Raw genomic sequence first — 11,904 nt, 5'->3', positions numbered from 1 at the left:
CGCGGGCGCGTCGGCGACACGCTCACGATCCTGCATGCCCCACGCCAGGTCCACGTCACCACGTCACCGGCCAGGTCACCGCGCGCGTCACCGGGTGAGTCACCGGGCGGGCGGTGCCGCGGGGCACCGGATCGCCGCCATCGCGGACATGCCACCCTATAACAGAAAGTAAACAAATGGATCCATAAGGTCATCAATCTGGAGCTACTGTGATGTCTGTCACCAATTTGTCACAGTCGCCCGGGACCACCGGGAGAGCGACGGGTGGCCACAGTCGTACACTCACGATTGATTTGTGGCTGGAGGGCCAAAGGGTGCGCGACGATCGTCAGATCGCACACCCGGAGGCCATTGATTTGTGACTGGAGGGCCAACGGGCGCGCGACGATCGTCAGATCGCGCACGCGGTGGCCGCGGTCTCTGGAGCACAGAAAGAGATGTCGGTTGTCGGCCCGGCCACCGACGGGCACGAATGCGGCCAATGTCATCCGTACGGTGGCGAACGGAACCTGACCTTTGTTGATCGATCGCTCGCTGGTGCAGGCCGCGCTCCCCGGCTACCAGGTTGACGGTGAACTGGGCCGTGGCGGCTATGGGCTGGTGCTCGGCGGCCGCCATCGGTTGATCGGCCGGAATGTCGCGATCAAAATCCTGCTCGACACCGCCGACGACGCGAACCTGCGCGGTCGCTTCCTTGCCGAGGCGCGGGTACTCGCCGAACTCGACCATCCGCATGTCGTGCGTATCCACGACTACGTCGAACATCAGGGCACCTGCCTGTTGGTCATGGAGCTGCTTCCCGGCGGCACACTGCGTCAGCGCGTGGCGGTCGGCCCGATGTCGCCCGAGGCCGTCTGCGCGTTAGGCCTCGCCGCGGCGGCCGCACTGGATGCCGCGCACGCCCACAACGTCCTGCACCGTGACATCAAGCCCGACAACATGATGTTCGCCTCGGACGGGCTTCTCAAAGTCACGGACTTCGGCGTGGCCAAGATTTTCGAAGGCACCGAGACGACGGCGAGCGGTGTTCTCGGGACGCCTCGATACATGGCCCCCGAGCAGATCACCGGAGGTCGCCTGTACACCTCCACCGATCTCTACGCACTCGGCGGGGTGCTCTACGAGCTACTGGCCCGTCGGCCACTTTTCGGTCGGACCCTGTCCGTGGGCGCGCTGGTCAACCATCACCTCAACGTGACGCCACCGCCGCTGGACGGCGTGCCCGACGCCATCAGCGCGATGATCATGCGCACGCTCGCCAAGGACCCGACCGCCCGGTTCCCGAGCGCGACCCAGTTCGCGCTCGAACTGGCCGGGGCCGCCGCGCACACGTTCAGCCCGGACTGGCTCGCCGAGTCCGGCATCAAGGTCCGCCTCGACGACGAGATCCGACACGCGGCGCAGCGGCCGCCGGCCCGGTCGAACCCACACCCGCCGGGCAGCCGGATACCGGGCGGCCAGGACCCGTGGCCGGGCCGGTCCGGTCTCCGGCCGCCGGCGACCGCTGCGCCCGGCGATCCACGCGGACAGCGTCTGAATGCCGACCCGTGGGTACCGCCGGCAGCGGTCACGCCGCCAACCCGGCTCGCCCCGGGGCAGTTCCCGCCGGCCCATCCCGATCCCGCGGCGGCCCGCCAACCTCGGCCGCAGCCGGCGCAGGCCGGCTCCGGCTGGTGGCAGGCGAACCCGTTCGTCCCACCGGCCGGTCGGGGTCCCGGGCCGTCCGGACCGTCCGGACCGTCCGGACCGTCCGGACCGTCCGGACCGCAACCGACATCCGGCTATCCGCCGGAATGGAAAAACTACCCTACGCAATCAGCCCGGCCGTCGCGCCGGACCTGGCTCGTCGTGGGTGTCTCCTGCGCCGTGGTACTCGCGTTGATCACCGGTGTCGCACTGGTAACAGCCAGAAACCACCGCACCAGGTCAGCCGCGCTGTCCGCGACGTACTCCCCCGGCGTGGCCTATGCCGGCCCGACGCTGACCGTGGCGGGGCTGGACGCCTATGACGTCACCATCGACAAGGCGGGCGCGCTCTACATCACCGACTGGACGAGCCACCAGGTCCACAAGATCAGTAAAAACGGGACTGTGGTCACCGTCGCCGGCACCGGGACCAGTGGCTCCACCCCGGACGGCGGACCCGCGAACCAGGCACAGTTACACAGCCCGGCCGCGACGCTCCTGGACGCGGCGGGGAACATCTACCTCAGCGACTCCGGTAACAACCACATCCAGAAGATTGATACAAATGGGATCATCAGGACGATCGCGGGTACCGGGACGGCCGGCTTCACCGGGGACGGCGGCCTGGCCACGTCGGCCCAGCTGAACGAACCGAACGGGCTGGCGCTGGCCGCCGACGGCACCCTGTACGTCGCCGACTACAGCAACCAGCGCATCCGGCGGATCAGTCCGGACGGTGTGATCACAACAGTGGCCGGTAACGGAACCAAGGGCTTCGCCGGCGACGGCGGACCCGCTACTGCGGCCGAGTTCAACAACCCGAACGGGCTGGCGATCGCCGCCGACGGCACGCTGTACGTGGCGGATCTCGGCAACGAGCGCGTCCGCAAGATCGACCCGAACGGAATGATCAGCACCGTGGCCGGCAACGGGTCCTACGGCTACGGCGGGGACGGCGGCCTGGCGACCGCCGCGGAACTGCGCATCCCGAGCGTCGCGGTCAGCCCCGACGGGATCCTCTACATAGCCGATTACGGCAACCAGCGCATCCGGCGAGTAGGTGCCGACGGACGGATCGCGACCGTGGCCGGCAATGGGACCGAAGGCTACGCAGGCGACGGCGGCCCGGCCACCCGGGCGCAGCTGTCAAGCCCGACCGGCACCGCTGTCGACGGCGCGGGCAACCTCTACATCGCCGACGACAAGAACGACCGGGTCCGCAGGGTCGACTCCACAGGTGTCATCACGACCATCGCCAGGACCGGATAGTCCCAGAGGGTCAAGCAGAACAGGCGGAAGTACGACATGCCAGTCGATCGGGAGCGAGTGGCGGCCGCGTTGCCGGACTACGACGTCGGTGACGAACTCGGCCGCGGGGGCTTCGGCGCCGTGCTCGCCGGCCGCCACCGGCTGATCCGCCGGGATGTCGCGATCAAAGTCCTGCATGACCACACAAGCGGGGCCGAGGACATCCGGGAACGCTTCGTGGCGGAGGCGCGGGTTCTGGCCGGACTCGACCATCCCCACGTCGTCCGCGTCTACGACTACGTGGAACGCGACGGCCTGTGCCTGCTGGTGATGGAGAAGCTGACCGGCGGCAGCCTGCGCCAACGGTTCGCATCCGGGCTCAGCCAACCAGGGGCCTGCGCCATCGGGCTGGCCGCCGCCACCGCGCTTGCCGCGGCGCACGCGAAGGGCGTGCTGCACCGGGACGTCAAGCCGGACAACCTGTTGTTCACCGACACCGGCCTGCTCAAGGTGGCCGACTTCGGCATCGCCAAGATCCTCGAAGCCACGGCGGCGACGACCACCGGGCTTGTCGGTACGCCCCGTTACATGGCACCCGAGCAGATCGCAGGCGACCGCCTCAGCCCCGCAACGGACCTGTACGCGCTCGGTCTGGTCGTCTACGAGCTACTCGCGGGGCGGCCGCCGTTCGAGAAGAACCTGACGGTCCCGGCGATCCTGCACCACCACCTCAACGTAGCGCCGGCGCCGCTCGTCGAGGCACCGGCGGCGATCGCCGCCGTGATCGGGCGTGCCCTGGCGAAGAACCCCCTGGCGCGGCAGGCATCCGCGCAGGCGTTCGCAGTCGACCTCGCCGTGGCCGCGGCGGGGGCCTTCGGCCCGGGCTGGCTGACCGCCGGCGAGGTGCCGACAACCCTGCCCGACGTCATCACCGCTGCGGCCCGCGACGGCGTGTCCGCGAACACCACCAACTCCGGCCCGTTCACCGTCAGGGCGGCGGCCGATCCGGTGCCGGTGCCGGTGCCGGTGCCGAATGCAGGGCCGAATGCAGTGCTGGCGGCGAGGCTCGACGCAGGGCCGAATCCGACGCGGCGACAGCCCGGCCCACGCCGCCTGCTCGGTGTACGGCGCAACCGGATCATGGCTGCCGCACTCGCCGCGGCGCTGGTCGCCACCGGTGCCGCGCTCGCGCTCGCGCTCACCTTCGCCGATTCCGGCCCCAGGCCGGGCACAGGCGCATACGCGGGCGACACCCTGGTCTACGAACTGCCGCTGGCAGCGGGTCTCGCGATCGACCGGAACGGGAACATCATCATCACGAACGCGACCCTCGGCCGGGTCATCACCATCGACCCGGCCGGGCACGCCACCTGGCTGGCGGGGTCACCGCCACAGTCCACGGCGACGACGCCGACAAGCACCGCGCCGTCGACAACCAGGCCGCCCAACGGCACGGAGCCGGTCAGCCCGACAGCGGCTCAAAAAGAGGTGATCGATCAGCCGGTCGCCGTGGCGGTCGGCCCGGACGGATCGGTCTACGTCGTCTCCGGTGCCTCTGACGGCCAGGTTTTCGCAATCGAACGCAGCGGCGCCATCACCGTGGTCGCGGGCACTGGTCCGAAAAAACAGGGATTCACGGGAAACAACCGGGGTAACGCGACCAGCGCGGAACTGTCCTCCCCGCAGGGTGTTGCGATCGACAGAGACGGCAACATCCTCATTACCGAGGGCACCCGCGTGCGTCGGGTCAGCGCCGACGGCAAGATTGACACAATCGCCGGGACCGGCGGCCCGACCGGCAGGAGCGGAAGCTCCGGCGACGGCGGCCCGGCCACCCAGGCTCTGCTGACCCGACCGACGGACATCGCCGTCGCCGGGGACGGCAGCATCTACATCCTCGACACCGGCACCGAGACAGTCAGGAAGATCGACCCGAAAGGGATCATCACCCGCGTCGCGGGTAAGGCACCACCGACGGGAGCCTCCACGCACTCCACGCCATCCACGCCGTTCACGCCGTCAGCCACACCTTCGCCGCCGGCGATCGGCAGCATCGGAGACGGTTCCCCGGCGACTGATGTCGCGCTCGACGAGCCTGACGGGATCACGCTGGCGCCCAACGGTGACCTCTACATCGCCGAGTACGGGACCAACGCCATCCGCCTGGTGAGCGCAGCCACCGGCCGCATCAGCACCGTCGCCGGGGCACATGCGGCGACAGTGCTCGGCGACGGAGGTGACGCCCGCGAAGCCCGCGTCTACGGCCCGACCGGTGTGGCCGTAGACGGTACCGGCGCGGTCTACGTCGCGCAGTACGACGGCCTGGTCAGACGAATCGCCGGCGACGGGTCCATTTCGACCGTGCTGAAGCACAACCAATGAAACAGATGAATCGGTCATCGACGTCACCCGGCGGTCCGGACAGAATGCACCATCCGTAGCCACCTGGTTACTCAAACGAGTTGTCAGCGTGTCGGATCACCGTGAGTAGCGACAGGCTCCGGTCATCGTGGACGGCGCCTGTCCACCCCGTCTTCCCCGCGAGGTCTGGCATGAAGAAGCTCGCACCGGTGTGCGCAATCGCGTTTGTGATCTTCTACGTTGCGAACACACCCGCCGACGCGGCCGGTCTGGTCCAGTCGGCGGTCAGTCTGCTCGCAAGCATCGCGGACGGAATCTCCCACTTTGTCACCGCTGTCGCATGACGACGCCCGCACACTCACGGACCGGCGAGCGGACGCGTCACCGCGACGATCGACGCCCAGTCCGACAGGTCAGATTCGACGACGCCCCACCGGGCACCCTTCGCGGCGATCACCCGGCCGTCACCGACGTACATCCCGACGTGGCCGGGTGCCGCGGGCGTACCGTCCGCACCCGGAATGAACAGCAGGTCACCGGGCTGCGGATCGACGCCGGAGACGACCGGGCCAGCCCGCATCTGATCGACGGTGACCCGCGGGAGCGACACCCCGATCTGGGCGTAGGCCGCCTGGACCAGCGACGAGCAGTCCCAGGTGTCCGGCCCGGTCGCGCCCCACACATAGGCCTTGCCGAGCTGGGAGCGCATGAATGCCACCACCGGAGCGACCGCGGCGGCCGACACCGGGGCACCGGTCGCGACGGAATCGCCGTAGACCTGCGCCCGCGCGAGGATGGTCCGCACGTAATTGCGGGTCTCCGGATACGGCGGGAGACCCGCGTAGGCCAGTACGGCCCCGGGCCCCGCGTTGTAGGCCGCGAGCATGTTCTCCTGCGCATCACCGGGAACCGACGCCACGGACGCGGCCACCGCGCAGTCGTAACGGGCCGCGGCCGGGATGGCATCGGCCGGATTCCACACATCCCCATGGCCGTGCAGCGCCCACGTCCCTGGCATGAACTGGGCGATACCCATCGCACCGACACCGGACTGGGCGGTCGGGTTGAAGCCGGACTCCTGATGCAGCTGGGCGGCCAGCACAGCCGGGGTGACCTCGCCGCAGCCGGCGTTGGCCGCCGCATCGACGATCATTGGCAGGTACTCGGGCGGGATCCCGTCCCCATTGGTGATGACCCTGCTCCGGCCGGAGCCGTTGCTGCCGATGAAGGGGCCGGCAATGATCACAACTACTGCCATGACCACGAAGACGAACGCGATGATGGAGCCCATGAGGCCCACACCGGTCCAGAGCAACCACTGCCGCCGATGCACCCGGCCGGCTCCCGACGCCATGGCTTACCGGCCCGGCGCATCGCCGTAGGAGTTCGCGAGATCCGCCGCGGCCACGAGCCAGGTGCCGTCGGTCTGGCGCAGCAACGTCAGGAGCGGGTTGGACACCGTCTCCACCCGGCCGCCGGTGTGGTCGCTCACTGTCGTGCGCCGCACGTTGAGCAGCAGCACCACCCGACCGGTCGCCCTGGTGTCTATACCGCCCAGCGGGGATGTCGCCAGGACGACGACGGTGGACCGGGTGCCGGCCGCCTGCAGTTCGAGCCATGCCCTGGTCGGTCCCTGCGCGGAGTCGTCACCGAAACCCTGCCCACTGAGCTGGGCAAAGAAGTCCGGGGTCATGCAGTCGCGGGCACGCGGCAGGCCGGCGTTCGGCCCGCTGTCGGCCCGCGCGTCAAAGGATTGCCAGCGCACGAAGCAGTCCGCGGCGACACTTGCAGGATCATGGGTGTCCAGCGGAGTGGAGGCGGGCGGTGAGGCGGTGGCGAGGGGAGGGCCGGGCGGCACGTTCGCGGCCGGCGGCGGTCCGGTCGTGGACGGGACGGCGCTCGCCCGAGCCGCGACGTCACGGATCGCCGCGCAGGCGGACCCGCCACCCGCCAGCAGCAGCAGCGCGATCACGAGCACGATCATCCTGGACGCCCGCCGGGATGGCGTCGACTCAACGGACGAGCCAGGACAGATCACTCCCTGCCGTCCAGCCAGTCCCGGACCCGGCCACGGCGGACGCGCCACTGGTGCCCCACCTTTCGGGCCGGGATCTCCCGTTCGGACAGGAGCTTGAGCACCGTGCTCTCCGAGAGCCGCAACCACGCGACAAGCTCGTCGACCGTCAGCACGTCATCGTCCGCAGGATCTCTGCCTGTCGCCAACGCCGCCACCGGGACGCCTTCCTGTGCCACGCGACGACCCCCTTCCCGAGCACATCGTCGCTGGCGCCGGAAGTTACACCCATACAAGGCACCGTGACGAGCCCCGAAGGGGCCTTGTCATACTTGAACTACTCGTGTTACATCGATCCGTCCAAAGCTCGAACCAACTAACCACAAGTAACGGCAATAGGCATCAACCAGCCGGAGACTACCACGGAGGTCGACAGCGCGTGACCGATGTATCGCAGGAACCGTACGGTGAGGACGGTGACGCACGTCCCGTCTCGCTGATCGGTGCCCGCATACCCGCGCCGACCCCACGTCCGGCCTCGACGACCCGTGGCGCGGCCCCCACCGACCCGATCCCGACACCCAGGTCCGCTACCGGCTCAGGGACCGGCAGTGCCAGCGCCGGCGCCGGCGGTGAGGACCCAGCGGGCGCAGGACGGGCGGGCGGTCGCCTGCGCCGCCGGTTGCGCGGTGGCCCGAACGACGAGGACCGCGCCGCGGTCGACGACCCCCGCCAGGCCGAGACCTTCCTCCTCCATGACACGGCAGGTCTGCTGGCCGCCGACAGCCCCATGGCCGTGATCGCCGAACAGACCGTGACCCCCGAACAGACCGAAATCCCCGAACAGACCGCGGCGCCGGCACCGGCCCCGCCGCCCCCACCGGCCGTCAACGCACGCCCGGCCGTCGACCCGGAGCCGGCCGTCAGTGGCCCGCCGGATGCCACCGACGCCCGGCCCACAGTCGTGCGCCTGGACGGCAGAAGGCGGCGCACTCATGCCGCTTCCGCGGCTGCGCCGCCAACGCGGGTACAGGCGGTTGAGCCGGCACCGTCAGCGGAGCCCGCAGAGCCCGCAGAGCCCGCGGAGCCGGTTGAGCCGGTTGAGCCGGTTGAGCCGGTTGAGCCGGCAGAGTCCGCACGTCTACCCGCGGTGGTGTCCCAACACCGGAGCAGCCAGGAGCTGTGGCCCTGGCAGGAACCGTGGGATGACGTCGCCGCGCTGGAGCCGTGGGAGGAGATCCCCATCCGGGAGTCGCTCGCGGACCGGGCCGCCGCACCGCTGCAAGGCTCCTGGCGAGTGGCGGTCACCGGGCTGACCGGCGGTTCGGGACGCACCACCGTCACCGCAATGATCGGCATGACGCTCGCAGGTGTCCGCGCTGAACCCGTGGTCGCCGTCGACCTCTCCGGTGATCTGGAGCGCACCGCGGACGCGACGGACCACGGCATGGACACCGCGTTCGGTATCCCGCTTGCGGAGCGCGCCGGCGCATGCCCGTCGGCGACCGTCAGCGACCTCGTCGCGGACGCGATCTCCTATCGGGCCCGCCGGGGTGGAGCGGCACGACCGGTCGGTGAACTCCGCTGGCTGATCAACGGTGGCACCGACGGCGCATACCCGAGTGAAGACTGCGCAGGCCTGGACGTCCTGCCTGGCTGCCGGCCGAGCGAACCCGTCGTGCCGGCAACTCCCCCGTCGGGCCGGCCACGCGCTGGCGCACCGGGTCCGGCCGGTCACACCGCAACGGCCCCGCCCGCGCTGGTGCCGGCCGGGGTACCCGGCCCGCTCACCCCCCAGGTACTCGCCTCAGCCTTCAGCACGCTGGAGTCGGCATACCCGCTCGTGCTCGTCGACGCCCCGCTCGACCCGACCTCGCCGCTGGCGTCGGTCACGCTCGGCGGAGCCGGCGTCGTCGTGCTGGTCGTGCCGGCGCTCCCCGGCGATCTCGCCGAGGCGGCAGCCGCGTTGCGCAGCTCAGGCGGTCCTCGGACGCACCCTGGCGGCCCGCCGCCAACCGTGATCGTCGCCGCAATATCGGTCCGGCGCGGCCGATGGTCGCCTCAGACCCGGTCTGCCGCGGCCAAGCTGGCTCGGCGGGTCGATGCGATGGTCCGTATTCCCTATGACGCACGGCTGGACGACACTGTTACGGAGGCAGCTCGTACCCGTCCGGGAAACAGCGCCAAGCGGGGAGACAACGCTGGTCAAGGGCAGCGCAACGCGGTGCCGATTCCGTTCTCCCGACTGCGGTGGCGCAGCCGGCGGGCGTTTCTCCGGCTGGCCGCCACCGTCGTTGACGCGTGCCGCGAGCCGGACGACATCGGCGTCGACAACAATGAGACCGACGACACAACCGCCGTTCACAGCCACGCCGTACATGATCGCAGCTCAGTTCCGGGCGTATCATCCGACGATCTGCGCGCCGACCTGAACCCAGGAAGGGAACAGCAATGATCGTTCAAGCCGCGACCGCGCAGGTAACGGTCGTCCTCGCCCAGGTCCAGATCAAGCCCGACGACACCAAAGCGCCTGGGATCAACGCGCTCAAGGATCTCGTCAACGGCCTCGCCGCGTATGCCGTGATCGCAGCCGTGGCTGCCGTGCTTCTCGGCGGCATCGCCTGGGCGCTCGGCGAGCGGATGGGCCTCGACCGCGCCTCGACGATCGGCAAGAGCGGTGTGCTCGCCGGCTTCGGGCTCGCCTTCCTCGTCGGGGCCGCGGCGGCCGTCGTCAACTTCTTCCTCGCGACCGGAGCGACCGCGTCGTCCGGCACCCCGGACCAGCCCAAGGCGCTGGACAGACCGGCTGTCGTCCGGGTCCTCGACCCCGGGGACCACGACCAGACGCCCCCGCCGTGGCCGTTCTGACCTGTTCCTGCCATCCCGACCGGCTGATATTGGGATGATGGGTCGGCTGTCGTTGCCGGAGCAGGCACGTCCATGGCTGTCACACCGAGGGAGGGGACGTTGGTCAACGAGCCTGACTGGGATTCACGCAGTCTCGTCGGCCTCCTGGCGGTAGTCGGCGCGGTGGCGATCATCATCGGCATCCTCCTCGGCCGTTACCTGCTTCCCGCATCGAAGGCACCCGTTGCCCGGTCGCCGGTCGAGCCAGTGGGAAGCGCCCGGCCCGATGCGGAGGCGTCCACCGCCGTCGTGGCAAGGCCCAGCGACAGCGGTACCAGCCAGCCCGGGACCAACCCGCCCCAGACACCCGCCGCGACACCGGCCGGGCGCGGACTGCCGGGCATGCCGACACGCACCAACGAGTTCGGGATTCCGGTCGGCTACCCCCACACCGAAGCCGGCGCCATAAGCGCCTGCGGCAACTATATTTCAGCCATCCAAGCGCCCGGAAATAGAAACGGGACAAGGATCCGGCCAATATTTGAGTCAATAGCAATCCCTACTAGCATTGAATCACTATCAAAAAAAGTTTCGGACGCAGACTTGGAACTGACGAAAAAATTCGACATCTCCTCGATAAACGATCCAAAACTTGGCTTCTTGCTTCGAGTAGTCGGGTATAAAACACTTTCGAGCAAGAATGATAACGTGACCGTCTCCGTCTGGTCCACCTCGTCTGTCGGGGTATACGGCGACAATAATCCAACGCTGTCTCCGCAAGAAAAGTGGGGCACAGATATTTGCAAGGTTTCATGGAACGGCGGCGACTGGAAGCTTTCTGACGCAAACGACGGGTCAGACGGTCCTAGTATCACAAGTAGAGAAGCAGAAGCAATCCAGCTGTTCACCTTCATAGGAAGGCCGACAACGTGAGCGCGGTGACCGCGGAAGGCGGACAGCTTCTCGCAATCGGATTCAATCCTCTCAGCGGGACCGTGGATTCCGTTTCTGAGAAGTCCGCGAGCTTCCTGGATTCGGTGGGTGCCGCGTTCGCCAACATGGCGGCTGACCTGTCGGCATCCGTGTTCAGCTTCGCCGCGCAGAAGACCGCGATCGACCTGAACCAGGACTACGTCGTCAAGAACTACAACATCGTCTTCGGCGTGGCGATCCTGGTCGTCACGGGCCTGTTCATGTGTGCCTGTATTGTCGGCGCCGTGCGCGGGGACCCGCACATTCTCGGCCGCGCTCTCGCGTCCACCGGCACCGCGATCATCGGTTCTTTTGTCGTGCTGGCTCTTCTACAGATGCTGCTTTCCGCCAGCGACGGCATCTCCGAATCGTTCGGCGACGGCGCGCCGCTGGGCGCAAGCCTGGTGGCCCAGCTTCGAGCTCTCCCCCAACAGGGCAACTTCGCTCTCGACATGGTTCTGTCGCTGCTCGTCGCGCTGTTCTCGTTCGCGCTCTTCCTGGTTCTCTACATCCGCAAGGTAGCCATCATCGCGGTTGCCGTGTTCATCCCGCTGTATCTTGCCGGGCAGCCGGCGATGTCGACCCGCAACTGGATGAAGCGAGCGGTGGAGATCATCGCCGCGCTCGTCTTCGCCAAGCCCGTCATCTATGCGATCTTCACCCTGGGCGCGAGCATTGCCAGCGACGCGACCGGGTCAGCCATGGACCAGACACTGACGATTCTCAGCGGCATTGTGATTATGGCCGCCGCGGTCTTCTCGCCACTCGCCCTCCTC

General features: G+C 68.6%; 9 protein-coding genes and 1 pseudogene. 7 read left to right on the top strand and 3 right to left on the bottom strand.

The annotated features are described in order from the left end of the window. Positions 1–519: 519 nt before the first annotated feature. The 3 genes from U9983_RS04650 to U9983_RS04640 all read left to right on the top strand — a co-directional run bounded on the left by U9983_RS04650 (position 520) and on the right by U9983_RS04640 (position 5,639). Positions 520–2,955 (top strand): protein kinase domain-containing protein, encoded by a 2,436-nt coding sequence (locus U9983_RS04650; protein ID WP_322752830.1) that lies wholly within the window; start codon positions 520–522, stop codon positions 2,953–2,955. Positions 2,956–2,991: 36 nt separating this feature from the next. Further along, the gene (locus U9983_RS04645; RefSeq protein WP_322752829.1) at positions 2,992–5,316 is read left to right on the top strand and encodes a serine/threonine-protein kinase; all 2,325 of its coding nucleotides are present in this window, start codon (positions 2,992–2,994) and stop codon (positions 5,314–5,316) included. 170 nt (positions 5,317–5,486) lie between these two features. Continuing rightward, entirely contained in the window at positions 5,487–5,639 is a 153-nt protein-coding gene (locus U9983_RS04640; protein WP_322749540.1) for a hypothetical protein, read from the top strand. 14 nt (positions 5,640–5,653) lie between these two features. On the opposite strand, the gene U9983_RS04635 is transcribed toward U9983_RS04640, so the two are convergent. The 3 genes from U9983_RS04635 to U9983_RS04625 are packed head-to-tail and all read right to left on the bottom strand — an operon-like array spanning position 5,654 to position 7,548. Further along, the gene (locus tag U9983_RS04635; RefSeq protein WP_322752828.1) at positions 5,654–6,649 is read right to left on the bottom strand and encodes a bifunctional lytic transglycosylase/C40 family peptidase; all 996 of its coding nucleotides are present in this window, start codon (positions 6,647–6,649) and stop codon (positions 5,654–5,656) included. A gap of 3 nt (positions 6,650–6,652) precedes the next feature. Then, positions 6,653–7,279, bottom strand: a complete 627-nt coding sequence (locus U9983_RS04630) for a hypothetical protein (protein WP_322752827.1) — start codon at positions 7,277–7,279, stop codon at positions 6,653–6,655. Between the two features lie 50 nt (positions 7,280–7,329). After that, positions 7,330–7,548 (bottom strand): helix-turn-helix domain-containing protein, encoded by a 219-nt coding sequence (locus U9983_RS04625; protein WP_322749537.1) that lies wholly within the window; start codon positions 7,546–7,548, stop codon positions 7,330–7,332. Positions 7,549–7,748: 200 nt separating this feature from the next. On the opposite strand from U9983_RS04625, the gene U9983_RS04620 reads away from it, so the two are divergent. The 4 genes and pseudogenes from U9983_RS04620 to U9983_RS04605 form a co-directional block, all read left to right on the top strand. Further along, a complete protein-coding gene (locus U9983_RS04620; RefSeq protein ID WP_322752826.1) occupies positions 7,749–9,764 on the top strand; it encodes a hypothetical protein in 2,016 nt (671 codons plus the stop codon). Beyond that, positions 9,761–10,177 (top strand): DUF6112 family protein, encoded by a 417-nt coding sequence (locus tag U9983_RS04615; protein WP_322749536.1) that lies wholly within the window; start codon positions 9,761–9,763, stop codon positions 10,175–10,177. Before U9983_RS04620 ends, U9983_RS04615 begins: the two co-directional genes overlap by 4 nt. A gap of 72 nt (positions 10,178–10,249) precedes the next feature. After that, positions 10,250–11,089, top strand: a complete 840-nt coding sequence (locus tag U9983_RS04610) for a hypothetical protein (RefSeq protein ID WP_322752825.1) — start codon at positions 10,250–10,252, stop codon at positions 11,087–11,089. A 5-nt stretch (positions 11,090–11,094) separates the two neighbouring features. Continuing rightward, positions 11,095–11,904, top strand: a pseudogene (locus U9983_RS04605) (hypothetical protein); the annotation flags it as partial.

The sequence above is a fragment of the Protofrankia sp. Cas3 genome (genome assembly GCF_963555955.1).
Taxonomy (GTDB): Bacteria; Actinomycetota; Actinomycetes; order Frankiales; family Frankiaceae; genus Protofrankia.
This window is presented reverse-complemented; position numbering and strand designations above follow the sequence as displayed.